Annotated in this window: 21 protein-coding genes; 7 read left to right on the forward strand and 14 right to left on the reverse strand. The window is 68.3% G+C overall.

Features of this window, described 5'->3' with window-relative positions:
• Nucleotides 1-7 precede the first annotated feature (7 nt).
• The 3 genes from JIM94_RS03655 to JIM94_RS03665 all read right to left on the reverse strand — a co-directional run bounded on the left by JIM94_RS03655 (nucleotide 8) and on the right by JIM94_RS03665 (nucleotide 5,538).
• Nucleotides 8-580 (reverse strand): FxsA family protein, encoded by a 573-nt coding sequence (locus tag JIM94_RS03655; protein ID WP_200254837.1) that lies wholly within the window; start codon nucleotides 578-580, stop codon nucleotides 8-10.
• A gap of 37 nt (nucleotides 581-617) precedes the next feature.
• Nucleotides 618-4,220 carry a cobaltochelatase subunit CobN gene (gene cobN, locus JIM94_RS03660; RefSeq protein ID WP_200254839.1) on the reverse strand — a complete coding sequence of 1,201 codons (3,603 nt, stop codon included), beginning with the start codon at nucleotides 4,218-4,220 and terminating at the stop codon, nucleotides 618-620.
• Nucleotides 4,221-4,299: 79 nt separating this feature from the next.
• A complete protein-coding gene (locus JIM94_RS03665; protein WP_248167277.1) occupies nucleotides 4,300-5,538 on the reverse strand; it encodes a lipase family protein in 1,239 nt (412 codons plus the stop codon).
• A gap of 168 nt (nucleotides 5,539-5,706) precedes the next feature.
• On the opposite strand from JIM94_RS03665, the gene JIM94_RS03670 reads away from it, so the two are divergent.
• The 6 genes from JIM94_RS03670 (at nucleotide 5,707) to JIM94_RS03695 (ending at nucleotide 11,185) form a co-directional block, all read left to right on the forward strand.
• Nucleotides 5,707-6,921, forward strand: a complete 1,215-nt coding sequence (locus tag JIM94_RS03670) for a precorrin-3B synthase (protein WP_200254843.1) — start codon at nucleotides 5,707-5,709, stop codon at nucleotides 6,919-6,921.
• 27 nt (nucleotides 6,922-6,948) lie between these two features.
• Entirely contained in the window at nucleotides 6,949-7,593 is a 645-nt protein-coding gene (locus tag JIM94_RS03675; RefSeq protein WP_200254845.1) for a precorrin-8X methylmutase, read from the forward strand.
• A complete protein-coding gene (gene cobJ, locus JIM94_RS03680) occupies nucleotides 7,594-9,135 on the forward strand; it encodes a precorrin-3B C(17)-methyltransferase (protein ID WP_200254847.1) in 1,542 nt (513 codons plus the stop codon). It begins immediately after the preceding gene.
• 104 nt (nucleotides 9,136-9,239) lie between these two features.
• Nucleotides 9,240-9,599 (forward strand): hypothetical protein, encoded by a 360-nt coding sequence (locus JIM94_RS03685; RefSeq protein WP_200254849.1) that lies wholly within the window; start codon nucleotides 9,240-9,242, stop codon nucleotides 9,597-9,599.
• Nucleotides 9,600-9,849: 250 nt separating this feature from the next.
• Nucleotides 9,850-10,848, forward strand: a complete 999-nt coding sequence (locus JIM94_RS03690) for a hypothetical protein (protein ID WP_200254851.1) — start codon at nucleotides 9,850-9,852, stop codon at nucleotides 10,846-10,848.
• On the forward strand, nucleotides 10,841-11,185 hold the full coding sequence (locus JIM94_RS03695) for a PadR family transcriptional regulator (protein ID WP_200254853.1): 345 nt from the start codon (nucleotides 10,841-10,843) through the stop codon (nucleotides 11,183-11,185). Before JIM94_RS03690 ends, JIM94_RS03695 begins: the two co-directional genes overlap by 8 nt.
• On the opposite strand, the gene JIM94_RS03700 is transcribed toward JIM94_RS03695, so the two are convergent.
• The 5 genes from JIM94_RS03700 to JIM94_RS03720 are packed head-to-tail and all read right to left on the reverse strand — an operon-like array spanning nucleotide 11,182 to nucleotide 15,938.
• Nucleotides 11,182-11,919 (reverse strand): cobalt-precorrin-6A reductase, encoded by a 738-nt coding sequence (locus JIM94_RS03700; RefSeq protein ID WP_200254855.1) that lies wholly within the window; start codon nucleotides 11,917-11,919, stop codon nucleotides 11,182-11,184. The two genes, JIM94_RS03695 and JIM94_RS03700, sit on opposite strands and share 4 nt — an antisense overlap.
• The gene (gene cobM, locus JIM94_RS03705; RefSeq protein ID WP_200254856.1) at nucleotides 11,907-12,680 is read right to left on the reverse strand and encodes a precorrin-4 C(11)-methyltransferase; all 774 of its coding nucleotides are present in this window, start codon (nucleotides 12,678-12,680) and stop codon (nucleotides 11,907-11,909) included. The genes JIM94_RS03700 and cobM overlap by 13 nt, the downstream gene beginning before the upstream one ends.
• Nucleotides 12,677-13,975, reverse strand: coding sequence for a precorrin-6y C5,15-methyltransferase (decarboxylating) subunit CbiE (gene cbiE / locus JIM94_RS03710; RefSeq protein ID WP_200254858.1), 1,299 nt, complete (start codon nucleotides 13,973-13,975; stop codon nucleotides 12,677-12,679). The genes cobM and cbiE overlap by 4 nt, the downstream gene beginning before the upstream one ends.
• Before the next feature lie 23 nt (nucleotides 13,976-13,998).
• Nucleotides 13,999-14,772 (reverse strand): SDR family oxidoreductase, encoded by a 774-nt coding sequence (locus tag JIM94_RS03715; RefSeq protein WP_200254860.1) that lies wholly within the window; start codon nucleotides 14,770-14,772, stop codon nucleotides 13,999-14,001.
• On the reverse strand, nucleotides 14,769-15,938 hold the full coding sequence (locus JIM94_RS03720; protein WP_200254863.1) for a M24 family metallopeptidase: 1,170 nt from the start codon (nucleotides 15,936-15,938) through the stop codon (nucleotides 14,769-14,771). The genes JIM94_RS03715 and JIM94_RS03720 overlap by 4 nt, the downstream gene beginning before the upstream one ends.
• A gap of 91 nt (nucleotides 15,939-16,029) precedes the next feature.
• Between JIM94_RS03720 and JIM94_RS03725 the strand changes: the two genes are divergently transcribed.
• Nucleotides 16,030-16,737: a trypsin-like serine protease gene (locus JIM94_RS03725; protein ID WP_200254865.1), complete on the forward strand. Its 708-nt coding sequence runs from the start codon at nucleotides 16,030-16,032 to the stop codon at nucleotides 16,735-16,737.
• A 23-nt stretch (nucleotides 16,738-16,760) separates the two neighbouring features.
• Here the strand turns inward: JIM94_RS03725 and JIM94_RS03730 are convergent, their stop codons facing one another.
• From JIM94_RS03730 to pafA, 6 genes are all read right to left on the reverse strand, one after another.
• Nucleotides 16,761-19,580 carry a DEAD/DEAH box helicase gene (locus JIM94_RS03730; protein WP_200254867.1) on the reverse strand — a complete coding sequence of 940 codons (2,820 nt, stop codon included), beginning with the start codon at nucleotides 19,578-19,580 and terminating at the stop codon, nucleotides 16,761-16,763.
• Nucleotides 19,581-19,616: 36 nt separating this feature from the next.
• A complete protein-coding gene (gene tatC / locus JIM94_RS03735; protein WP_410170827.1) occupies nucleotides 19,617-20,648 on the reverse strand; it encodes a twin-arginine translocase subunit TatC in 1,032 nt (343 codons plus the stop codon).
• A 98-nt stretch (nucleotides 20,649-20,746) separates the two neighbouring features.
• Nucleotides 20,747-21,175 carry a Sec-independent protein translocase subunit TatA gene (tatA, locus tag JIM94_RS03740; RefSeq protein WP_200254869.1) on the reverse strand — a complete coding sequence of 143 codons (429 nt, stop codon included), beginning with the start codon at nucleotides 21,173-21,175 and terminating at the stop codon, nucleotides 20,747-20,749.
• A 51-nt stretch (nucleotides 21,176-21,226) separates the two neighbouring features.
• Nucleotides 21,227-22,159, reverse strand: a complete 933-nt coding sequence (locus JIM94_RS03745) for a helix-turn-helix transcriptional regulator (protein WP_200254871.1) — start codon at nucleotides 22,157-22,159, stop codon at nucleotides 21,227-21,229.
• Between the two features lie 53 nt (nucleotides 22,160-22,212).
• Complete coding sequence (locus JIM94_RS03750) at nucleotides 22,213-23,217, reverse strand: helix-turn-helix transcriptional regulator (RefSeq protein ID WP_200254873.1); 1,005 nt, start codon at nucleotides 23,215-23,217, stop codon at nucleotides 22,213-22,215.
• Nucleotides 23,214-24,683 (reverse strand): Pup--protein ligase, encoded by a 1,470-nt coding sequence (gene pafA / locus JIM94_RS03755; RefSeq protein WP_234040007.1) that lies wholly within the window; start codon nucleotides 24,681-24,683, stop codon nucleotides 23,214-23,216. Before pafA ends, JIM94_RS03750 begins: the two co-directional genes overlap by 4 nt.
• Nucleotide 24,684 lies beyond the last annotated feature (1 nt).

The raw sequence follows: 24,684 nt of genomic DNA on the forward strand, positions 1-24,684 counted from the left end.
GCGGGGCTCAGCCCCTCGGGCGTTCGCCGCCGTCGTCGCCGCCCGAAGTGTGGCCTCCCCCACCGCCGCCGAGGAAGTCCTCGGGTTTCACGTCACTGCTCCACTGCTGGATCTCCCGGTCGTCGGGTACTCCCGCCCCGGAGTCCCGGGTGGGATCGTGCTCGACGACGAAGGACCCGTAGCTCGTCTGCGGACGGTACCGGTTGGCCGCCTCGAATCCGCGGACGCCGAGATCCTCGATCTTCCGGCGCATCTTGCGCGCGAGTATCCCGCGTACGACGGCTCTCGTCGGGGAGATGATCAGCAGCAGGCCGATGATCGTGGTGATGAACCCCGGCATCGCCACCCCGAGGGCACCGGCGGCGACGAGTCCGTAGTCGCCGGCACCGCGTCCCGCGTTGACGCGTCCCCGGGACAGCTTCAGCGCGATCCGGCGCATCTCGACGGCGGCGAGCAGCAGGCCGCCGAAGAAGAAGAGCAGGAGCAGAAGCAGCGCCCAGCCGACCCCCAGCCATCTGGCGACCAGCCAGAACGCGAGGGTCTCGGTCAGGATGTACGGGATCGCGATGAAGATAGGCACCCGTCCGAGTGTACCGGCTCACCCCCGTGGACGCGGGTCAGCGGCGATCCTCCAGTTCACCCTCGGTTTCGATGAACGTCTCCCGCAGCAGCTCCATGGCCTCGGCGGAGGGTTCCTCCCACAGGCCGCGGTCGGCTGCCTCGATGAGTCGCTCGGAGATGTCCCGGAGCGCCCAGGGATTCGACCGGCGGAAGAACTCACGGTTGACCTCGTCGCGGACGTAGGTGTCCGTCAGCGTCTCGTACATCCAGTCGTCCATCAGGTTGGTCGTGGCGTCGTAGCCGAAGAGGTAGTCCACGGTGGCGGACATCTCGAACGCCCCCTTGTAGCCGTGCTTCCGCATGGCCTCGATCCAGCGTGGGTTGACCACGCGGGCGCGGAACACGCGGCGTGACTCCTCGTGGAGCGTACGGGTGCGGACGGTCTCCTGGCGGCGGGAGTCGCCGATGTATGCCTCGGGGTCGTTGCCGGTGAGTGCCCGGACGGTCGCGACCATGCCGCCGTGGTACTGGAAGTAGTCGTCGGAGTCGGCGATGTCGTGCTCCGCTGAGTCGACGTTCTTCGCCGCCACCTGGATCCGCCGGTAGGCGGTGCGCATGTCCTCGGCCGCCTCGACGCCCTCGATGCCGCGCCCGTAGGCGTATCCGCCCCAGGAGGTGTAGACCTCCGCGAGATCGGCGTCGTCACGCCAGGCACCGGACTCGATGAGCTGCAGCAGACCGGCACCGTAGGTCCCGGGCTTGGATCCGAAGATCCGGCGGGTGTGTTCGTCGAGGGTGCCGTCGGCACGTGCGTGGGCCCGGACGTAGTTGCTCTCGTCCGGCTCGTCGAGGTTCTTGACCATCTGCACCGCGTCATCCAGCAGCGCCAGGACGTGCGGGAACGCATCGCGGAAGAACCCGGAGATACGGACGGTCGTATCGATGCGCGGGCGGCCCAGTTCCTCCAGACCGATGACCTCGAGGTCCGTGACCCGGCGGGAGGCCTCGTCCCAGACCGGCCGGACACCGAGGAGGGCGAACACCTCGGCGATGTCGTCGCCGGAGGTGCGCATCGCGGAGGTGCCCCAGACAGACAGCCCGACGGACGTCGGGTAGGCGCCGTCGTGGTCCTCGCGGTAGCGGTCGATCAGGGAGTCGGCGAGCAGCTGGCCGGTCTCCCAGGCGAGGCGGCTGGGCAGGGACTTCGGGTCGACGGAGTAGAAGTTCCGGCCGGTGGGCAGAACGTTGATCAGGCCCCGCATCGGGGAGCCCGACGGACCGGCGTCGATGAAGCCGCCGTCGAGGGCGTGCAGGATCTGGGTGATCTCGCGCGGGGTCTGGGCGAGCCGGGGAATGATCTCGGTGCACGCGAAACGCATGATCGCGGCGACCGTGTCCCGGTCCGCGGTCTCGGGCATCGGGGCTCCGTCGAGCACGGTTTCGACCTGTTCGACGTCCCAGTCGAGTTCATCGAGGCGGGTGAGGATCCCGTGCGCGACCTCCTCGACCGTGTCCACACGCGTCCGGGTCTCGTCGCCGGCCTCGGACAGACCGAGTGCCTCCCGCAGACCGGGGACGCTGCGCTCGCCACCCCAGAGCTGGCGGGCGCGGAGCATCGCGAGAACGAGTTCGATGCGCATCTCACCGGAGATGTCTCCGCCGAGGATGTGCAGGCCACCGCGGATCGCGACGTCCTTGATCTCGCAGAGCCAGCCGTCGATGTGCATGAGCATGTCATCGAAGACCTCCTCGTCCGGGCGCTGCTCCCAGCCGAGGTCCTGGTCCATCTTCGCGGCGGTGAGCAGGGTCCAGATCTCCTGCCGGATGGCGGGCAGCTTCGCCGGGTCCATCGCCGAGATGTTCTGGTGTTCGTCGAGCAGCTGCTCGAGCCGGGTGATGTCGCCGTAGGATTCCGCGCGGGCCATCGGCGGGATCATGTGGTCGATGAGGGTGGCGTGGGCCCGGCGTTTCGCCTGGCTCCCCTCGCCCGGGTCGTTCACGAGGAACGGGTAGATCAGCGGCATGTCGGCGATCGCCTGGTCGGTGTAGCAGTCCGCGGACATGCCGACGGTCTTGCCGGGCAGCCACTCCATGTTGCCGTGCTTGCCCATGTGCACGATGGCGTCCGCGCCGAAGACGTGGCGGAGCCAGTGGTAGGTCCCGAGGTAGTGGTGGTTCGCCGGAAGATCCGGGTCGTGGTAGATGCCGACCGGGTTGTCACCGAAGCCACGGGGCGGCTGAACCATGACGACGACGTTGCCGAAGACGAGTCCCGCGACGTACAGCTCACCGGTGGCGGGGTTGACGTAGTGCGTTCCGGGTGCCTCGCCCCAGTGTTCGGTCATCTCCTCGCGCATGCCCTCCGGGAGGGTCGCGAAGTAGTCGAGGTAGTCCCGCCGCGACAGCTTGAGCGGATTGTTGGCGAGCACCTCCTCGGTGAGCCACTCGGGGTCGTGGCCGCCGGCGGCGATGATGGCGTGCATGAAGGCGTCGCCGTCGAGATCGTCGTATCCGGGGATCTCCGAGGTGTCGCCCAGGTCGTAGCCGGCCTCGGCCATGGCGTGCAGCACCCTCAGGGTGGACACCGGGGTGTCCAGGCCGACCGCGTTGCCGATCCGGGCGTGCTTCGTCGGGTACGCCGACAGCATGACGACGATCTTCTTCTCCGCGTTGTCGAGGTGCCGCAGACGGGCGAAACGGCAGGCGATCCCGGCGAGCCGGGCGCAGCGCTCGTGGTCGGGGACGTAGGAGATCAGACCGTCAGCGTCGTACTCCTTGAAGGAGAAGGGCACGGCGATGATCCGGCCGTCGAACTCCGGCACCGCGACCTGGGTGGCGACGTCCAGCGGTGAGAGCCCGTCGTCGGACTCCTCCCACCGGGCGCGCGGGTTTGTCAGCGCGAGCCCCTGGATGATGGGCACATCGAGCGCGGCGAGCGCCGCCACATCCCACGCCTCGTCCTGCTCCCCCGCCTGCGCGGTCGCGGGTTTCGTGCCACCGGCCGCGAGCACGGTGGTGATGAGCACGTCCATGTCCGCCAGTTCGGCGAGCAGACCCTCCGGTGCGGTGCGCAGGGATGCGGAGTAGATCGGCACCGCGCGCACGCCGAGGTTCTCGATCGCGTCGGCCAGGCCGTGGATGTAGTCCACGTTGCCGGCGAGGTGCTGCGCCCGGTAGTAGAGGATCGCCACCCGCGGTGTGTCGGCGGGCCCGGAGAACTCCGGACGGTCCAGGTGTCCCCAGAACGGCATCCTGACCGGTTCGTCGAAGCCGAGACCGGTGAGCAGCACCGTGTCGGAGAGGAAGTTGTGCAGCTGGTGCAGGTTGTCCGCTCCCCCCTCGGCGAGATAGGTGTGCGCCTGGGTGACGACGCCCGCGGGGACGGTGGACAGCTCGGTGAGTTCGGCGTCGACGGCGAGTTCACCGGACACCACGACCGCCGGAACCCCGCTGCGCAGGATGTGGTCGAGGCCGTCCTCCCACGCGCGTCTGCCGCCCAGCAGCCGCACGATCACGAGGTCCGCGTCGGCGAGGTGCCCGTCGAGCATCTCGGTGGACAGTCCGTTCGGGTTGGCGAAGCGGTACTCCACCTCGGTGCTCTCATTCGCGGATTTCGCGGACAACAGGTCGGTGTCGGAGGTGGAGAGAAGCAGAATCACGGTCGAGAGGTCCTTGCCTGCGCCGCCTTCGGGGCAACGCGTTCGGGGGTACGTAAATCGGGCTTTGTCTCCGGTCAGCCTACCGCAGTGCGGCCAGCAACCACGCGATGTTGCGGGGGAGCCGGAGGTAGTACGGGAGGAAGTGATTGAGGGTTCCGTGGCCCGGAATCTGTGGCATCATCGACTCCCGGTACGACACCTCTCCCCCCGATCCACTCCACCTCCGGGCAACGTCACGGACCTGTCCCACCGGTATGACGTCGTCGTTCGCCGACCCCCACAACAGAACCGGACACGAGGGCACACCACCCCCGAGCAGCTGCCGACGCAGCGCACGGCGCACCACCGGCAACGATTCAGCCAGTTCGGCCAGCGACCTGCCCGACACCGTCCACCGTCTCGTCGACGCCCACGCGGAGGTGACGATGCTCCCTCCCGCACACGTCGCCGTGTTCGCCCTGATCTGCGCCCTCCCGTGCTCGTTGAACAACGGCCAGAGGGTCCTGCGCAGATCGTCCGAACTCACCATCAGACCCGCCACCGCGTACGCCAGCGCACCGGTGATCAGACCACCGTCCACGTGGCGGAGGACCGCGGCGAGGTCCGACGGCGGAGCACCGATCACCGCGGCCCCGGGGACGACGTCCGGGGCGTACCCGGGGTTCTCCACCAGCCACCCGACCGCCCCTCCCCCCTGTGAGAAACCCCACAGTCCCAACGGGGCCCGCGGTGACACACCGAGTGCGGTTGCGGCCCGCACCGCGTCGGCGAGGGCCTGTCCCCCGGCGATGTTGTCCCCGTAGTACTGCACCCCGGTCGCGGTGTCCCTGGGGTAGTCGATGAGCACGACGTGGAACCCCGAGGCGACGAGGGCGAGGAGAACCGGCAGTTCGTAGGCGATGATGCAGTCGACCGGTGGTCTGAGAAACAGGTTCAGGCCCACCGTGCAGCTCACCGACGGATCGCAGTGTCTGGCGACACCCTGCGTCGACGGTGCGAAGGCGATCAACGGACGGGGGCCCGCATGGTCGGCGGTGAGTCTCCGGGACCGCAGGAGCACCCCCGTCGCGGGAATCGTCCGGCCGGAGGAGTCACGCGTGGCGTAACAGAACGCGGTGGCGGTGGCCGGATTCAGTCTGCTCCCCGCCCCCAGCACCCCGACTGGTTCCGCCGACAGCACCGTACCGGGCGCCGCATCCGGCACCGCCACTGTCCCGCGTTCCGGGTACCTGATCTCGGCGCGTTCACGGCTCATCCACCGCGTGATCTGACTGCGCAGCACGTCCACGGTCACGGGCAGCACCGTGCGAAGCAGCACTGATGCGACCGTGCCCGGGGTGGGAGTGTGACGGCGGGAGAACATGACCCCACCTTATCGGGGTCTCACCCGTTGTCCGGCCGGCGTCCCCCACAGCGCGCGGGGCACCGTGGAGGACGTCGTGGACCCGGATCCGGGTCCACGACCGGTGGCCCTAGACTGGGGTCCATGAACCTGGAATCCAGTGAACCGTCCACGACCGGGCGCACGGAGGGCAACTCCCGGATTCTCGGCGACCGGAACCGGCCCGACGCCTGTCCCGGAGCGGTGCACATGCACCTGGCCGCGGACGGGCGGATCGGACGCATCAGGCTGCCCGGCGGGTATGCGGATCCCGGCGTCTGGGAGACACTCGCCGATCTCTCCGACACCTACGGTGACGGTGCGATCCACCTCACGACGCGGGGAAACCTCCAGATCCGGGGCATTCCGGAGGATTCAGCCGCCGGGTTCACCGGCGCCGTCGACCGGGCGGGACTGCTCCCGAGCGTCGACCATGACCGCATCCGCAACATCATCGCCGCGCCCTTCTCCCCTGAACTCGTCCCACTGGTCGGGGAACTGGACCGACTGCTCCTCGAGGATCCCGGCACGGCGGGGCTCAGTGGCCGGACGTTGTTCGGTGTCGATGACGGAACCGGGATCATCGCGGCCCGCCGCCCCGACATCGGGGTGTTCCCGGCGGACGCGCATCACCATCTGATCCTCGGCGGCGACATCGTCGACGCCGCGGTCACCTCACCCGACGACACCGCGCGCGCCCTCGCGCGTGCGGCGGCACTGTGGGCGGACAGACGGGGACGCTCCTGGCGGATGGAGGAACGCCCGGACGTCGTGGCGGACATCGTCGCGGAGCTGACGGGGTCCGGTCTGGCGCGGCCCCTCGCCGTCCCCTCCGGACCGGCGGAGACTCCGGCTCCACCCATCGGATGGTTCGACCGGCCCGACGGAACCGTCAGTCTCGCCGCGGGACTGAGATTCGGGGTGCTGGACACCCATCTCGCCCGGATGATCGCGACCATCGGTCGCCCCACCCAGGTGACCTGCTGGCGGTCGGTGATCATCGACGGTCTCGACGAAGCCTCCGCGGAGGTCGTCGTCAAGGTTCTCGCCCCTATGGGACTGATCTTCGACGCGTCCTCCCCGTGGCTCGACGTCTCCGCGTGCACCGGCTCCACCGGCTGCGACAAGGCCGCGTCCGATACCCGTGCCGACGCGGAGGCCGCCGTCCGTGGACGTCGTGTCCCGGATGGAGCGGAGGGACACGTGCACTTCTCCGGGTGCGAACGTCGTTGCGGGCACCCGGTCGGGGGGCCGTACACGGATTACCTGGCCGTCGGCGACGGGGAGTACGAGATCGGGCGGAGACACGACGCGAAGTGAACACCCCGGGACGTAGGATGATGCACCATGCATGACTACATCACCGACGGCGCGGAGATCTACCGCCGTTCCTTCGCCACCATCCGTCACGAGGCCGACCTCTCGGCTTTCGACCACGATCAGGCCACGGTGGCCGTACGGATGATCCACGCCGCAGGTGAGGTCGATCTCGCCGGGGACATCGAGATGTCCCCGGCGCTCGTTCCCGCCGTCCGGCACGCACTGCGGTCCGGTGCCCCGGTCCTCACCGACGTGAGGATGGTCGCCTCGGGTGTGACCGCGCGGCGCCTGCCCGCAGACAATGAGGTGATGTGTCTTCTCGGGGACGGTCGTGTCGTCGATCTCGCCCGGGATCTCGGAACCACCCGCACCGCCGCTGCCGTGGAGCTGTGGCGACCGATGCTCGATGGCGCGGTGGTCGCGATCGGCAACGCCCCGACCGCACTGTTCCATCTGCTCAACCTGCTCGCCGCTGAACCGGAACTCCCCCGGCCGGCCGCCGTACTCGGTGTCCCCGTCGGATTCATCGGTGCCGCGGAATCCAAGCGCGCCCTCGCCGCGGAGGCCGCCGACCTGGGAACGGAGTACCTCACCGTGCACGGTAGACGTGGTGGTTCCGCGATCACCTGTGCCGCCGTCAACGCACTCGCCGATCCCCGGGAGATCATGTAGATGTCCGCGAACGGAGGCACCCTCACCGGCGTCGGGGTCGGCCCCGGGGACCCCGACCTGCTGACGATCGCGGCGGCCCGGGCGATCGCCGGAGCCGACGTCGTCGCGTATCACGCCAAAGCGGGTGGGGAATCCGCCGCGTGCGCCGTCGCCGCCGGGCACCTGCGGGAAGGGCAGATCCATGAGCTGCTCACCTACCCCGTGACCACCGGTGACACCACCCATCCCGGCGGTTACGCCGGGGCCCTCGGTGACTTCTACGCGGAGGCGGCGCACCGTCTCGCGGTTCATCTCGACGCGGGGCGGGATGTCGTCGTCCTGGCTCTCGGTGATCCGATGCTCTACAGCTCCTACCAGCATCTCCACCGGCTCCTGGCGGATCATCCCGGGACGCGTGAGGCCCGGATCATCCCGGGTGTCACCTCGATCACCGCAGCCGCCGACGTCCTGGCCCGGCCGCTGGCCGAGGACGACGAGGTCCTCACGGTTCTCCCCGGGACACTCGACGGCCGGGAACTCGCCCGCAGGCTCCGCGACACCGACACCGCCGTGGTGATGAAACTCGGCAGGACCTGGCCCAAGGTTCGTCGGGCCCTCGATGAAGCCGGGGTACTGGACCGCGCCTACGTCGTCTCGCGGGTCGGCATGGACGGGGAGGAGACACGACCGGCCGGTGAGGTGGGCGGCGGCGATGTCCCGTATTTCGCGGTGGCTGTCGTCCCGTCACTGCGTGAGGGGGTGTGCGCCGCCTCCCCGGGGTCGTCGTCCCCGGGCGCCGCCGAACCGGTGGCGCCGTCGCCCGCCGGTGAGGTCGTCGTTCTCGGACTCGGCCCGGGTGACTCCGCATGGACAACACCCGAAGTCTCCCGTGAGCTGGAGCTCGCGGAGGACCTCGTCGGCTACTCGACCTACATCAACCGTGTCCCGGAGCGTGCCGGGCAGCGGCGTCATCTCTCCGACAACAGGGTCGAGGCGGAACGGGCCGCCATGGCTCTCGATCTCGCGGCCGCAGGCAGACGCGTCGCCGTCGTGAGTTCCGGAGACCCCGGTGTGTTCGCGATGGCGGCGGCCGTACTCGAGACCGCCGACGACGACGCCTGGCGGGACGTCACCGTCAGGGTGGTTCCCGGAATGACCGCGGCGCAGGCCGTCGCCTCCCGTGTCGGTGCCCCGCTCGGTCACGACTTCGGGATGATCTCACTGTCCGACCGGTTGAAGCCGTGGGAGGTCATCGCCCGTCGGGTGCACGCCCTCGCCGGTGCGGACATGGCCTTCGCCGTGTACAACCCGGCATCCGGGACCAGACGACGTCAGGTGGCGCAGTTGCGCGACATCGTGCTGGAGCATCAGGATCCGGACACCCCGGTGATCGTCGCCCGGGCGGTCGGTTCCGACAGTGAGTGCGTCACGGTGACCACTCTCGCCGACTTCGATCCGGAGGTGGTCGACATGCGGACGATGCTCATCGTCGGTGCCTCGACGACACGGGTCTACCGGGGGCCGGACGGGCCCCGGGTGTTCACCTCGCGTCGTTACGGTTAAGATGTCATGAACCTTCGGTCACGATGCGGCGTCGCACCCGGTTTTCGTCCGTGCGAACACCGTTGCAGAGGACCGGTTTCCCCGGAACTAGGAGACTCACCCTGATGCGGAACCCCACACACCGACTTCGTCGTGCGGCACTCTCCGGTGCTCTCGCCCTCACCCTGGCGGCCGGCGCGGTCGCCCCCGCCGTCGCGGATGACCGGACCGGTGCACCCGCCGATGCCGTGCAGGCCGTCGAGGTGGCGAAGAAGACCGGTACGGGGTCCTCGGATCTCGGATCCGTGTCGGACAACGACTTCTCGTCACGTGCCGGTGCCGATGGTGCGCAGAAGTGGTTCGACGGATCACCCGGGTGGGCCCGCGCGCTGATCTCCTTCGCCGTGGTTGCGGTGGCCCTCGACGTCCTGGGGGTCCTCGCCGGGCCGGTGCGCTCGATGCTGTTCAACCTTCTCCCCCGGTAGGGGATGGACCGGACACCGTGACTCTCCGGCCCCACCGCGCTCCGCGCACGGTGGGGCCGGTTTTCTCATGGTCGGGTGGGGTGTCCGCCGTTCGTCCGTGGTACGGCCCGGCGCCGGTTGTGGTGCCGGTGTTCGTGCCTCATGCGGGAGGAACACGGTGCAGGCACGGAAGTGCCCTTGACTAGATAGAAAAATTATCTAGCATGATCGGTGACCGTCCAGATATCCGACGAACCGAGGAGAACCACCGATGCGTGACGATCTCACCGCGGCGCAGTCCGACTGGATCGCGGCGTACCGTTTCCGTCTCGTCGTGAGCGGCAGGCTCGACCGGGATGCCCTCGACCGGGAGACCGACACCATGCGGAACGCCATGACCGGTGCCGCCGTCGACCCGGACGACGAGGCGTGGTCCTCACCTCAGGACGCCGCGCGGGAGACCGTCGCCACCTACCCGTACGCGCCCGAAACCGCGGCACTGACGTGGCGGAACCTGCTGTCGGGCGTGACCATGCAGGCCGGACTCCTCGTCCTGCTCGCCTCCCTCTGGCTGTTCACCGTGGGATGGTCCTTCACGCTGACCACGAAGACGATCGTGCTCGCGATCGGATTCACGGTCAGTCTCACGGCACTCCACCTCGCCATGCTCAGCCACGGCAGCGGCCGTACCACGGGCTTCTGGGCCGGGGCTCTCGGCACCGTCGCCGGCGTCATCGGCACCGGCGTGATGACGGTCTCGACGGATCCGGTACCGGTCATCGATGTCCCTTCCGCCGTCTTCCTTGCTGTCGGCCTCGGCCTGGTCGCCCTCAGCTGGTGGATCACCCCGGACGACGGCGTTCTCCCCGACCACGAGAGGGACACCTGCGACGATCCCGAGCAATGGGTGTCCCGCTACGGTGCGCTGCTGCGCAGCAACTACGGCTACAGCCCCTCCCGTGCCCGGCAGGAGGCCCGCCAGCTCGCCGACCACTCACTGTCCCGGGGAGAAACACCCCAGGAGGAGTTCGGCTCACCCGCCATTGCCGCGGCCCGTACCGGAGGAGAAGCCAGATCGCTGCGGAGCCGCAGCCGGTGGCGGCTGCTCCAGTACGCGTTCATCACCCTGGTGGCCGTCAGAGTGATGCGGAGCGGAGAGACGTTCCCTATGGTGATGGGAGTGATTCTCTTCGCCGGCCTCGCCCTGACGATCCCGAAACTCTGGGTGGACGCGGGTCTGCCCACGCTCCGGGGAGGAGACGATGGGTGACCGTTCCGACCGGGAATTCGCCGCCTGGCAGCGTGTGACGCTGCCCCTGCTGCTGCTCGGTGAGATGGAGGTCGCGCCCGGGCACGGCTACGGACTGGCCGAGCGACTCGTGCAACGGGGACTGAACCCGGTCAAGGGTGCGGCCCTCTATCCGGTCCTCAACCGGCTCGAGGACGACGGCCTGGCCACGTCAACGTGGGAGCCCGGCGAGAGCGGCCCCGGCAGGAAGGTCTACCATCTCTCCCCCGCCGGCGCCGTGCAGCTGGCGGAGTCCCGCCGCCGGTTCGCCGAGTTCGCGGCGATCGTGGGCGGCTACGGACAGCTCACCGCACCCTAGAGCTCCATCGCGGCGTTGAAGGCGGCCTCCGCGGTGTGCACCACGGTGATCCGCCCGCCGCCGGGCAACTCCGGGCGGCGCACCATCACGACGTCGATACCCAGTTCGCGTGCGGCGTCGAGCTTCGGCCGCGTGTGCTTGCCACCGGAGTTCTTGGTGACGACACAGTCGATCTGGTTGTCCCGCATGAGCTTCTTCTCCCCGGCCACGGTGAACGGCCCCCGGTCGAGGATCACCCGGTGCCGGGCGGGAAGCGGGGCATCGGGTCTGTCCACGCAGCGGACGACGTAGAGGTTGAGATCGTCGTGGGCGAAGGGGGCGAGCTGCTGCCGGCCGATGGTGAGCAGGATGTGGTGGTAGTCGCGCTCCGTGATCCGAGCGGCCTCCTCCATCGTGTCGACCATCCGCCACTTGTCCCGTGCGACCGGCTCCCACGCCGGTCGGTGCAGCGCGATCAGGGGCACGCCGGTGGCCCGGGTGGCCTCCGCCGCGGAGATCGATATCCGTTCGGCGAAGGGATGGGTGGCATCGACGACGACCTCCACACCCTGGTCGATCAGCCAGCGGGCGAGGCCGGCGGGCCCACCGAACCCCCCGATGCGCACCTCCCCCACCGGCAGCCTCGGGCTGGCGACCCGGCCCGCTAGTGAACTGGTCACGAGCCATCCGCGGGCGGACATCAGGGCGGCGAGTTCCCGTCCCTCAGCGGTCCCGCCGAGAATCAGTGCACGCACGGTATCGTCCGTCCCTCCGCGTCGCGTGGCCGGTCGTCGGAGTAGAGGTAGCTGTCGGGAAACCCCTCCGCCCCGAGGACCTCGCCGACGATGATCACGGCGGTCCGGCTGATCCCCGCCTCCTTCACCGCCCCGGCGATGTCGCCCAGCCTGCCACGCACGATCCGCTCCTCCGGGCGGCTGGCGTAGGCGACGACCGCGACGGGGCAGTCCACCCCGTAGTTCGGGGTGAGTTCGTCGACGACGCGGTCGATGTCGTGTGCCGCGAGATGGATGCACAGCGTGGCGTGCGAGGCACCCAGGGTGGTGAGGTCCTCGCCCTCGGGCATCGCGGAGGCACGGCCGCTGACCCGGGTGAGGATCACGGTCTGGCCGACGGTCGGCACGGTGAGCTCGTGGCCGAGTGCGGCGGCGGCCGCCGCGAAAGACGGCACGCCGGGGACGATCTCGTAGTCGATTCCGGCGTCGGTCAGGCGGCGGGCCTGTTCGGCCAGCGCCGAGTACACCGACGGATCCCCGGAGTGGAGCCGGGCGACGTCGAGACCGCTCGCGTCGGCCCGCCGGATCACGGACATGATCTCGTCCAGCGGCATCCGGGCCGTGTTGATCACCTCGGCGCCGTCGGGGCAGTGCTTGAGGACCTCCTCGGGGACGATGCTGCCCGCGTAGAGACAGACACCGCACGAGCGGATGAGCCGGTCGGCGCGAAGGGTGAGGAGATCGGCGGCTCCGGGGCCGGCTCCGATGAAGTATACGGTCATGGTGTGTGCTTCTCCCCTTGTTCTGTAGATTCGGGCACCCGCTTCGTGACCCTCCACTGCGTCACCGGTAGTGCGGGACGCAGCGCGGTGTATCCGCCGATCGATGTCTCCGAGTCGACCTGGATACGGGTGATCCGGCCACCGAGGCGGTCGCGGAGACGCCAGAGCACCCGTTCGGACTCGACGGTCACGGCATTGGCCACGAGTCTCCCGCCCGGTTTCAGGCGCGACCACGCGGCTTCCACGAGACCGGGCGCGGTGAGGCCGCCGCCGATGAAGAGGACGTCGGGATCGGTGTCGGCCTCCCCGAAGGACTCCGGTGCCTCGCCGAGCACCTCGAGGTGCTCCACGCCGAGGTTCCGGGCGTTGTCCGCGATGGTCGCCCGGCGGTGATCGGCCCGCTCGAAGACGGCGGCCGTGGTACCGGGGGTACTGCGCAACCACTCGATGGCCACCGACCCGGCACCGCCGCCGATGTCCCACAGATGTTCACCCGGGCGCGGCGCGAGTGCACAGACCGTCCAGGCGCGGACGTCCGCCTTCGTGAGCTGCCCCTCATCGGTGTCGTAGGAGTCGTCCGGCAGGCCCGGGAGCAGGCTTCTTCCGTGGTTTCCGGCGGGCACCACGGCGATCACGTTCAGTGCGCTCCGCGGAGGTTCCGCGGCGGCTGCGCGGTAGCTCTGGGTGTGGGCGTCCGGTCCCCCCAGGTCACTCAGGACGTGGACCCGCGCCCCACCGTGCCCCCGGGCGGTGAGCAGTGAGGAAACCTCACCCGGCGTGGTCTCGTCGCGGCCGAGGACGAGGAACCTTCCGCCCTGATCCAGCGGCGGGAGGATGGCGGAGACCGGGCGGGTCACCAGACTGACCACGGGGGTGTCGTTCAGCGGCCAACCCAGGTGGGCGCAGGCCAGCGACACCGACGATGCGAGAGGAAGCACCTCGATGTTTGCGGCACCGAAGATCCTGGACAGTGTCGTTCCGATCCCGTGGAACATCGGGTCCCCCGACCCGAGGACCACGATGCGGCGGCCCGAAAACTCCTCGAACAGCGGCTCTATCGAAGGCAGCAGCGGGGACGGCCAGGGGCGGCGTTCCGCGGGAATCTCCCCGTCGATGAGGTTGAGCTGACGCCAGGAACCGATCACCACGTCGGCCGCCCGCAGCCGTTCGAGGGATGTGGCGGGCAGGTCGCCCATTCCGGCGGCGCTGATACCGACCACGCTCGCGAGGAACGCTGCCGGGTGCGAGGCACCGCTGTCGGTCGCGGCCCGGTCACCGGTGGCGGAGTTGCTCATGTGGCGTCATCCTACCGCGTCGGTCACCGGGGTATCCGGCGCCACACCGGGCGGGGAACGAGCCGCATCACCCGGGCGAGAGCCTTCAGTCGGCGCGGGATCCACAGGGTCGTGCAGCGGACCCTCCCCCGCCTTTCCTGCGAGTGAATCTCCCCGACGATCGCGTCGGCGACCTCCGCCGAGGTCACCGACAGCGGTGCGGGATCCATGCCCTCTGTCATCCGCCCGATGACGAAACCGGGGCGGGCGGTGATCAGCCGGACCGGACCTCCGTGGAGCCGGTCGGCCAGACCCTGGCAGAAGGCGTCGAGGCCGGCCTTCGTCGATCCGTAGACGTAATTGGCCCGTCGGGCGCGCCAACCGGCCACCGAGGAGAAGGCGACGACGGTCGCCGGGTGGTTCATCGTCGCGGTCCGGGGCAGCAGATCAGCCAGTACGGTCAACACCGACACCTGGGCGGTGTAGTCCACCGTCGCGATGTGCACGGCGTGGGCCTCGTCGTGCTCCGCACGGCACTGATCACCGAGGACACCGAACGCGACGATCACGTGGGCGGGAGGTCCGGCGAGATCCATCGCCCGTGCGACGACCTCCCGGTGCCGTTCCGTGTCGACGGCATCGAAGGCGATCCGGTGGACGGCGGTGGCGCCGGCCTCCCGGAGCCTCCGCTCGACGTCGTCGAGGGAGTCGGTGTCGCGCGCGGCGAGGACCGCCTCACGCCCGGATACGAGACGGGCGGCCAGCTCACCGCCGATGTCGCTGCGGCCGCCCAGCAGGAGAACGGATCCCGGACTCACCAGAACAGGCTCCGCGGCCGGTTGTTGAGGGGACGGACGCCGTCGTCCGTCACGACGACGATGTCCTCGATGCGTGCGCCGACCTCATCGGTGATGTAGATGCCGGGTTCGACGGAGAACGCCATACCCGGTTCGAGGACCGTCCCGGAGTCCGCCGAGATGGACGGTGCCTCGTGGGTGGTCAGGCCGATCCCGTGTCCGGTCCGGTGGATGAACTGCTCACCGTATCCGGCGGCGCTGATCGCCTCGCGGGCGATCCGGTCGATCTCACCGGCGGTGACCCCCGGGCGGACGGCCTTCACCGCGGCGGCCTGCGCCTTCTCGAGCACACGGTACATGTCCAGCACACGTTCGGTCATCACCTGGGGGTCGGTGTCGGCGACGAGGTAGGTGCGGGTGCAGTCGGAGCGGTACCCGCTGGGCAGCGCTCCCCCGATGTCGACGACCACGAGTTCACCGGTCCGCAGTTTCCGGTCGGAGAAACTGTGATGGGGATCCGCACCGTTCGGTCCCGATCCGACGATCACGAAATCCACGGACGTGTGACCCTCCTCGAGGATCATCCCGGTGATCTCCTCCGCGATCTCCGCTTCGGTACGTCCCGGCTGCAGGAGCTCCGGAACCCTCGCGTGCACCCTGTCGATGGCGGCGCCGGCCGCGGCCAGTTCCTCGATCTCGTACCCGGTCTTCACCATCCGCAGCCTGTCGATGACCGGACCGGCGAGGACACAACCGTAGTTGATCCGGGAGAGCCCGTCCTGGATGTTCAGGACATGGTCGGCGGTGAGTGCGGCACCCAACGCGACACCGGGGACCCGGCCGGCCTCGTCACCTGAATCCGGTAGCGCCAGGTTACGGAGGATGAGTTCGTACGGTGAGTCACCGTCACGCCACGGCATCAGGGTGATTCCCGTCTCGGTGGCCGTCGTGCGGACCGCCCTACCTGCGTCGACCGCCGGAACGACGAGGAAGTCCTCACCGTCGGTCTGGATGACCAGGGCGGTCAGACGTTCGTGGGAGCTGATCCTCAGCCCGGTGAAGAACTCGAGATCCGGGCCTGTACCGAGGATCATGGCCGACACGCCCGCCTCCCGCATGTGATCCAGGACAGCGGCGCAGCGATCGCGGTACATGGTGCCGGTGGATGCGGTTTCAGTCGAAGTCATGGGCCCATCATAGGTACCTGGACACCGCCGCACGGTGACCGGGGTTGACGGCACGGCCGCCGTGCACACCGTGCGCCGTAGAATCGTCACCGTGATCTCCCCGACACCGAAACCTCCTGTTCCGGGCGGCCCGACACCGGACCCCGACGGTGCGGTCGTCCGTCTGAGTCGGGACGGACGCTACTGCTCGGGTTTCCTCAGCTCCCCCGGGGCCGTCGCAGCCGCGATCGACGGAGACCGTGGCGTGACGTCGGGACCGACGTCCACGGATTTCGTCCTGACCGCCGCCCATTTCCTCCGCGCCGGTGACGACCCGTCGGGAATCCGCGTCTCCGGTGCCGGGATACGCACCACGGTCGGGGACGCCCGGGTCATCGTCGGCACCGACATCGCCGTCGTGCGGCTTGTCGACGCCGTACCCGCCGCCGCACTGCCGGCTCTCGCCCCGGAGGTTCCTCCGCTGTTCTCGACGACCGTCACGCACGGTTTCGGTGGTACCCGGCCGGGGGAACCCGCGCAGGCACGTCGTGGTCTGCTTCTCGCCAAGGTGCCGTTCGCGGTCTCACTGAACCTGCGTACCCGCGTGCGGCACGCGGCCGTGTGTGTTCCGACGGAGCGGAACCAGGTCGTCTACGGTGACTCCGGCGGCCCCGTGTCCGTCGCAGGCGGGGTGATCGGTGTCCAGTCTCTCCTGGTCGGGTACCGGCACCGCGAACTCGTCAACATCGCCACGGTGGCGGTCCTCGCACCGCATCTGACGGCGGTCCGGCGGGCCATGGGGATCATGTCCGGGAGGTGACGGGGAACGGTCCACTCTCACGCTCACGATCCGAGCGCGACCACCCCACGCCGGATCGCGTCGATCGCGGCGCGGGCGTTGTGCCTCACACCGGTCGTGTACCCCGTCTTCGCCACCTGTTCGAGGAGATCGACGACCTGGCGGCACCAGCGGACGAAGTCACCCGGGGTGAGCTCCGCGCCTGATTCCGCGGCCGCGGCCATGCAGTAGCCCATCGGTGCGCCCGCCGTCCACTGGTGGATCGCCAGGGCGAAACCGGCCTCCGGTTCCCGGGTCACGGGAAGGTTGTGCCGCTGCTCGTCGAAGACCAGCTCGCCGTGGATACGCATCGTGGCGTTCATGGCGGTGGCCATACGGTCCGTCGCCCCGTCCGGGGAACCGCCCCGGACCTCCCGTCGGTTCTGGAAGGTGCACATGCTCACGACACCGGCGAGCTCCGCGGGATCGAGATCGTTCCAGACACCCCGACGCAGACACTGCGCGACGAGGAGATCGGACTCGTTGTGGATCTGCGCCAGCCGTTCCCCCTCCTCGGTGATGACCGGTGTGGGCTCCGCGCCGTCCTCCCCGGAGACGAACTCGAGGTAGTCCATCTCCGCGAGCAGATCCACGATCCGGTCGAAGGTCCGGCCGAGGGTGTCCGTGGCGGCCGACACCCGGGAGGTGAGACGGTCGAGATCGCGCTGTCTGCGCACGAGTTTTTCCGCCGTGCGGGCGAGCGTCTCCCGGTCGGCCCAGCCGTGGGCGGGGTGCGCCCTGAGCTCGGCGCGGAGTTCTCTGACCTCGGCCGTGTCCCGGACCCTGGTCTCGTGACGCAGTCGCTTCGGTCGTGGGTAGTCCCCCCGCCGGAACTGCTGGACCACGATTCGGGCGTTCTTCCTCGGTTTGCGCTGCACATCCTTTCCCAGCGACATGTGACCGACGATCTGGGGGGCGACGGCGAAGGATTCCGCATTCACCCGGCCCGACCACCCCGTCTCGGTGATGATCCACGGGCGTGGATTCTTCGAGTCGGGTGCGGGGGTGACGACGACCGCGAGCATCGGTCGTTTCTTCGTCGGTAGCGCGATGACGTCGCCGATCTGGAGTTTGCGGAGGGCCACGACCGTCTCGGTGTGGCGGTCCTCGAGGTGGTGACGACGGGCCTTCTTCTCCTGTTTCGACAGGTCGGAGCGGATCCTTATGTAGTCGAGGAACTCCCCGACCGGATCACCGTCCACCGATGGCGGATTCGCCGCGGACACCGCGCGTTCCAGATGATCCCGCAGCTCCGCGACCCTGCGTTCCGCACGCTCGATCTCACGGACCTCGTCGACGACCGATCCATCGGCCTGGAACTGAGCGAACGACTTCTCCAGGAGCCGGTGGGCCGGACCGTAGCCGATGGTCCGGATCAGATTGACACTCATGTTGTACCCCGGTTGGAACGTCGAGATCAGGGGGTACGTCCGGGTCGAGGCGAGGCCGGCGACCGCACGCGGGTCAACCGCCGGTGAGTACTGGACGACAGCGTTTCCCATCGTGTCGATGCCCCTGCGGCCCGCGCGGCCGGTCAACTGCGTGTACTCACCGGGGGTGAGGTCGACGTGCGCCTCACCGTTGTACTTCACCAGCTTCTCGAGGACGACGGACCTGGCGGGCATGTTGATGCCGAGCGCCAGGGTCTCCGTGGCGAACACCGCGCGTACCAGACCCCGGGTGAACAGCTCCTCCACGATGTGCCGGAACGCCGGCAGCATCCCCGCGTGGTGCGCCGCGAACCCCCGGGTCAGGGCGGCGCGCCACTGACGGAAGCGCAGGACCTCCAGATCAACCTCGGGGATCTCCGCGACACCGGCGTCGATGATCCGGCCGATCTCGGAGGCCTCCTCCTCCGAGGTGAGAGTCAAGCGGGAACCGAGACACTGGTGCAGTGCCCCGTCACAACCGGCGCGGGAGAAGATGAAGGTGATGGCGGGAAGCATGTTGTTCCCCTGGAGCACCCGGAGAACCTCCGGCCGACCCATCGGCCGCTGCGCACCACCTTCCCGGGGGTGCCCCGAACGTCGACCACCGTGGCGACGGTCCGCACGGTCGTCCCCTCCGCCCCCGCTGCGTGACCGGAAACCTCCCCCTCCTGAATAGGCGGAGGCACCGCGTTCGATTTCCGCGGAGTTCAGACGCTGCACGTGCTTCTCCAGCTCCCGGTTGACGTCACCGCCGGTCCCAGGTTCGAACAACGGATACAGTTTCCTGCCGAGCAGCATCCACTGGTCCAGTGGAACCGGGCGGTGCTCCGAGACGATGACCTCGACGTCGCCGCGGACGGTCCGCAACCATGCCCCGAACTCCTCTGAGTTGGACACCGTGGCCGACAGACCGATGATCCGGACGGATTCATCCAGGTTGAGGATCACCTCCTCCCACACCGGTCCCCGGGACCTGTCCGCCAGGAAGTGCACCTCGTCCATCACCACGTGGCTGAGACGGTCCAGCGCTGGAGAACCCGCGTAGATCATGTTCCGGAGAACCTCCGTCGTCATGACGACGATCTCCGCCGTGGCGTTCACCGAGACATCTCCGGTGAGGAGTCCGACGGAATCCTCACCGTGGACCTCGACGAGATCATGGAACTTCTGGTTCGACAGAGCCTTGATCGGGGTGGTGTAGAAACACTTGGTTCCCCGGGACAGGGCCAGGGACACCGCGAACTCACCCACGATCGTCTTGCCCGCGCCGGTGGGGGCACAGACGAGGACCCCTCTGTCCGCCTCGACGGCTCGGCACCCCCTGACCTGGAATTCATCGAGGGGAAAATCCAGTCGTGCGGTGAACTCGTCGAGGTGCGTGGCGGTGTCCGTCATGGACACCACGCTACCCGGGTTTCGTCGTACCGGGAGTCAGGGAACGTCGTCGAAACCGCTACCGTCGGGAGTGTCGAAACCGGGCCGTCGGTACGGCTGCCCGGACGGCGTGTGCAGCGGACCGGAGGACGTCACCGGACCGGAGGGACGGACCGGGCCGCCGGGTCCGGGGGCCGTTCCCGGTGTGTGCAGGGGGGAAGCCTCGTCGTCGCCCAGGTCCGCCCACTCGGGACGGTCCCGGTCGCGTCTGCGGTCGTTGAACCGGCAGAACTGGATGGACATCTCGACGAGGAGGGTCAGTGCGATCGCGAGTGCCACCATGCTCATCGGATCCTGGCCCGGTGTGATCACCGCCGCGAAACAGAAGACCCCGAAGATGATGATGCGCCGTTTGTCCCTGAGCTGTTCATAGCTCACCACACCGATGACGTTCAGCATCCCGATGATGAGCGGCACCTCGAAACTCACCCCGAAGATGAGGAGCAGTCCGATCAGGAAGCTGAAGTAGAGTTTGCCGTTCAGCGCGGTCGTCGAGGACTCGCTGGCGATCGTCAGCAGAAACTCCAGGGCGAAGGTGATGACCCAGTACGCGAGGAGCGCACCGAGCACGAAGAGGAGGACCGCCACCGTCACGAAGATCGCGGTCGAACGGCGCTCGTTCTTGTGCAGGCCGGGCGTGATGAACAACCACAGCTGGCTCAGCCACACCGGTGACGCGAAGACGAGACCGGCCAGGCCACCGACCTTGAAGCGGAGCCCGAACATCTCGAAGGGCCCGGTCGCGAGCAATCGACAGCTGCCGTCCGCGGAGAAGTCGGCACGAACATCGGCGGGGAGACTGCAGTAGGGCTCCCGGAGGAGGAAACCGAGGGTCGGGAGGCCGAACAACGAGTGCTCGAACCAGATGACCCCCAGAATCGTCCCGACACCGAGTGCCAGCAGGGAGATGATCAGTCGGCGACGGAGCTCCTTGATGTGCTCGACCAGCGTCATCGTACCGTCAGGGGATGTCGGGGCTTTACGGTGAAGACGGGGAAGGAGTCGTTTCTTCGGGATGGAGGTGCTCATGGAGATTGGTGTTCCGCTCCGTGGTCGACGCACCCGGGATCCGGGTGCACCTGGCCGGTCAGGCGGGCGGGTGCGCCCGCATGTTCACTCGGTGTCTTCTACTGCTGGCGAGGGTCATTCGGGTTCGGCTGCTGGTACCCGGGGTGGGGCTGTCCGTAACCGGGGGGCATGGGCTGCTGATACCCCTGGGGGGTCTGGTATCCCTGCGGCTGCTGGTAGCCCGGTGCCGGGTTGGGGGGCTGATGGAGATTCGCCTGCGGATTCGGGACACCGTAACCCTGCTGGGGATACTGCGGCGCCTGGGGGTTCTGGGTCAGTTCGCGGGGTTCGGGTACGACGTGACCGGCGTGCGGATCGGTGGAGGGGTTCTCCGCGGACTGGTCGTCGTTCTTCATTTCCTTGACCTCGGACTTGAAGATACGCATCGATCGCCCGACCGAACGTGCCGCGTCGGGAAGTTTCTTCCACCCGAACAGCAGTAGTACGACAACGGCGAGGACGGCTAGTTCAAGGGGACCTGGAGTCATGGAGACGGCCTTTCATGCAAACGGGTACAGAAGTCGGGTGACGCTCCCTGCCTAATGATGATACGCCGAGAGCCCTGCCCGGGCGCGTTCCGACACCTGCTCCGCCAGTTCCGGAGGACCGTCGACGATGACGCGGCCGCCCTGTCCCAGAATGAAGCGGATGAACCACTCCCGGGAGGACACCGGCATCCGGGCCCGGTAGAAACCGCCCGACGGCACCGCTTCCGCAGGTAACTCGAGAGGTACGTAATCCGCCAGCCAGATCGCCTCCTCACTGATCCGGACCTCGGCGTGACAGGACACCGTCGTGAACGAGAACGGATCTTCGGAATCGAAGTGCAGCTCGTTCAGATGCGGGTCCCCCGATTCGCCGGTCCTGCGCAGGTCATGCATCCGGTCCGTCCGGAACGTCCGGTGGGTACCGGCCTCCCGGTCCCAGGCGGAGACGTACGTGTGGCCTTCGCGGGTGAAGACACGCGCGGGTACCGCCGACCGTCGCGTGGTGGTGTCACTCGCGGCACTGTAGTACCCGAAATCCAGGACCTCCCTCCCGTCCAGTGCGTCCCGGATGATCTCGAGAACCGTGGACGTGGAGGAACGGAACTCATCGGACACGACCGAATCCACGACGGCGACGGTGTCGTCCGGCACGATGCGCCGGAGCTTCGCGGCCGCACTGACCACGGATTCCAGGTCAGTGAGTCCACCGACGTTCTCGAGCGACTCGAGCGCCAGGAGAAGTGCCCCCGCTTCTGTCGGGGTGAGCCGGAGAGCCCGATCCATTCCCTGACTGTTCGTCACCCGTACCGAGGGATAGGAGTGATCGAGATCGACGAGGTCCCCGGGACCGAGTCCCGGCAGCCCGCAGCACCACAGTCGGTTGAGATCGTCCATGATCTGTTGCGGCCGGTAACCGAGGTCGCTGGCGGCCTCCATGATCGAACGTCCCGGATGCGTCTCGAAGTAGGGCAGCAGATTCAGCATCCGCACAAGATCAACGAGACGATCCGAACCCCCGGATCGTTTCCCTCCCCGGCTCACGGCGTCTCCTCCCCCGGAAGGACCGCCCCGGCACCGTGACAGGACGCGGACGCGGACAGGGTCTCGATGACCGACCGGCGGATGTCGTCCGGTTCGGTGACGATGACCTGGGGGGCGTGTGCGGCGGCGGTCCGGACGAACCAGTCCCTGTCGACGTTCCGCAGCAGATGAGAGTGATTCCCCAGGTACTCCGCGGCCCCGGTCAGTTCCCCGGCGGATCCCGGAGGTGCGGTGAAACGGACGTCGACGAGTTCACGGCCGCGTCTCAGTGCCTCCGCGACGAGGAGCTGGAGGTCGGCGTCGACCGGTCGGACCACGGAGGCCGGCCCCGCCGCGACGATGTCGCGAACCCGGGTTATGCGGAAGCACCGCACGGCATCACGGTCGGTGTCATGACCGACGATGTAGAGGCGGTCACGGTGGTTGACCAGTCCCCACACGTCCATCTGGCGGGTGGACACCTGGCCGACGGGACCCCGGGAGTAGGAGAATCTGATGCGTCGGCCCAGTCGGCAGGCGGTGAGGAGGGTGTCCAGTGTCTGTGGCGCCAGATGGGCTGTGTCGTTGACCATGCTGACCACCGGGACCGTACCCAACTCCCGGGAGGCTCCGGCTGCGGCGAGTTTCGTCCACCCGGAGCGGGCGAAGGCCGCGAGCTGTCGTCCGAGCCCCATGTCGCCCGCGAGGGCGAGGACGGTGGCCTCCCCGGGGGTGAAACTCAGCTCCGGCAGGGAGTATTCCTCGGACTGCAACCTGTATCCGGTCTGTCCGGAGTCCTCGGGGTTCGCGACGATCTCGATCGGTACGCCGGCGGCACGCAGAACACCGATGTCCCGCCTGAACATCTTCCGGGATGCCTCCTCACCGCGGTCGGAGTATCCGGCGACGTTGTCGCGCACCCATGACGGGGTGAGCAACCTGCGGCCACCATTCTGTTCCGCGTCGAGAAACGCGAACGTCAGGTTGGTCAACCTCTCGAGGGGTTCATCCTTCACCGTCATGACGGTGTCCCGTAGTCGGTGGCGTGGGCGTCCATGTAGGAGATGAGTTCATCGACCCGCGGGTCGTCAGCCGTGAAGGGGTCCCCGAGCTGCAGCACCTGGGGCTCCGGACGGTTGACCCGCAGACGCATCCAGTCGACGGTCACCGGTGCACCCAGTGCCCGCGCATGATCGAGGAACCGTCCGCGGAGCGCGGCGCGGGTGTCGTGGGGCGGGGTGTGGACCGCCGTTTCAATGGCCTCGTCCGTGGTCCACCTGGCGATCATTCCCCGGTTCACCAGGGTGGAGTACAGGCCCCTGCCCGGTCGGACATCATGGTAGGCGAGATCGATCTGCGCGAGCTTCGGATGACCCAGATCGACCCCCAGACGCTCCCGGTAACGGTTCAACAGCTTCCTCTTGATGACCCAGTCGATCTCGGTGTCCACCGTGGAGAAGTCCCCCGTGTCCAGGGCGGTGACCGTCCTCCGCCAGAGATCGACGATACGGGCGAACTCCTCCGGAGGGGTGCCACCCCGCGACGGAGGACGGACGTCCAGCCACCTCTCCGCCGCTGAGCAGTACCGGTCCTGGAGCTCAAGTGCGGTGACGGTTCCCTCTCCGGTGAGCGGGAGGACGGTGCGTCCACGGGGATCACGGGCGATGTCACGGATCGCCGCCGCATCGTTGGCGAGTTCCACCTCCGGCATGGGGAAGCCCGCCTCGATCATCTCGAGCACGAGCAGTGCCGAACCGATCTTCAGTGCGAAAGTGGGTTCGGCCATGGACGAGTCCCCGACGATGACGTGCAGACGCCGGAAGCGCTCGGAGTCGGCGTGCGGTTCGTCCCGGGTGTTGATCATGGGTCGTGACCGGGTCGTCGCCGAGGACACCCCCTCCCACACGTGGTCAGCGCGCTGAGAGACACAGAAACCGGTGCCGTACCGCTCGCTCGGGCTGCCCGGGAAAGGACGGTAGATCTTACCCGCCCCGGCGATCAGCTGGCGGGTGATGAGGAAGGGCACCAGTGCGAGGCCGAGCTTCTTCAGGGACAACCCGCGTCGTACGAGATAGTTCTCGTGGCACCCGTAGGAGTTACCGATCGAGTCCACGTTGTTCTTGAACACGTAGACACGGGCGCCCTCCCCGAGCTCCTGTTCCACACGCCCGGCCAGACCGTCGACGACGACGTCCCCCGCCCTCTCGTGGTTGAGGAGCTGGGTGATCGACCGGCACTCCGCGGTCGCCCATTCCGGGTGTGAACCGACGTCGAGGTAGAGACGTGCGGCCGAGGACGTGAAGATGTTGGAGCTCGCGTATTTCTCCACCACGGGTCGGAACATCAGGCGTGCGAGCTCGTCCGGGATCATCCGACCCCCGTCCGCCGTCGTACAGGCGATCCCGTACTCCGTCTCGACACCCATGATCCGGGTGGTCAGTGCCCCAGCGGGCTCCGCCGTCGTCGCTGCCGCGCCCGAGTCGGTCATG

Origin of the sequence: Corynebacterium pygosceleis (genome assembly GCF_016595275.2) — a bacterium.
Lineage (GTDB): Bacteria > Actinomycetota > Actinomycetes > Mycobacteriales > Mycobacteriaceae > Corynebacterium > Corynebacterium pygosceleis.

What these genes read in the sequence shown, in the direction of transcription:
- JIM94_RS03730 (WP_200254867.1), bottom strand. Translation starts at nt 19,580, where the DNA reads ATGACGGACACCGCCACGCACCTCGACGAGTTCACCGCACGACTGGAT.
- JIM94_RS03750 (WP_200254873.1), bottom strand. Translation starts at nt 23,217, where the DNA reads ATGACGGTGAAGGATGAACCCCTCGAGAGGTTGACCAACCTGACGTTC.
- JIM94_RS03690 (WP_200254851.1), top strand. Translation starts at nt 9,850, where the DNA reads ATGCGTGACGATCTCACCGCGGCGCAGTCCGACTGGATCGCGGCGTAC.
- JIM94_RS03670 (WP_200254843.1), top strand. Translation starts at nt 5,707, where the DNA reads ATGAACCTGGAATCCAGTGAACCGTCCACGACCGGGCGCACGGAGGGC.
- JIM94_RS03720 (WP_200254863.1), bottom strand. Translation starts at nt 15,938, where the DNA reads ATGACTTCGACTGAAACCGCATCCACCGGCACCATGTACCGCGATCGC.
- tatC (WP_410170827.1), bottom strand. Translation starts at nt 20,648, where the DNA reads ATGAGCACCTCCATCCCGAAGAAACGACTCCTTCCCCGTCTTCACCGT.
- cobJ (WP_200254847.1), top strand. Translation starts at nt 7,594, where the DNA reads ATGTCCGCGAACGGAGGCACCCTCACCGGCGTCGGGGTCGGCCCCGGG.
- JIM94_RS03695 (WP_200254853.1), top strand. Translation starts at nt 10,841, where the DNA reads ATGGGTGACCGTTCCGACCGGGAATTCGCCGCCTGGCAGCGTGTGACG.
- JIM94_RS03675 (WP_200254845.1), top strand. Translation starts at nt 6,949, where the DNA reads ATGCATGACTACATCACCGACGGCGCGGAGATCTACCGCCGTTCCTTC.
- pafA (WP_234040007.1), bottom strand. Translation starts at nt 24,683, where the DNA reads ATGACCGACTCGGGCGCGGCAGCGACGACGGCGGAGCCCGCTGGGGCA.
- JIM94_RS03685 (WP_200254849.1), top strand. Translation starts at nt 9,240, where the DNA reads ATGCGGAACCCCACACACCGACTTCGTCGTGCGGCACTCTCCGGTGCT.
- tatA (WP_200254869.1), bottom strand. Translation starts at nt 21,175, where the DNA reads ATGACTCCAGGTCCCCTTGAACTAGCCGTCCTCGCCGTTGTCGTACTA.
- cbiE (WP_200254858.1), bottom strand. Translation starts at nt 13,975, where the DNA reads ATGAGCAACTCCGCCACCGGTGACCGGGCCGCGACCGACAGCGGTGCC.
- JIM94_RS03745 (WP_200254871.1), bottom strand. Translation starts at nt 22,159, where the DNA reads ATGCTGAATCTGCTGCCCTACTTCGAGACGCATCCGGGACGTTCGATC.
- cobM (WP_200254856.1), bottom strand. Translation starts at nt 12,680, where the DNA reads ATGACCGTATACTTCATCGGAGCCGGCCCCGGAGCCGCCGATCTCCTC.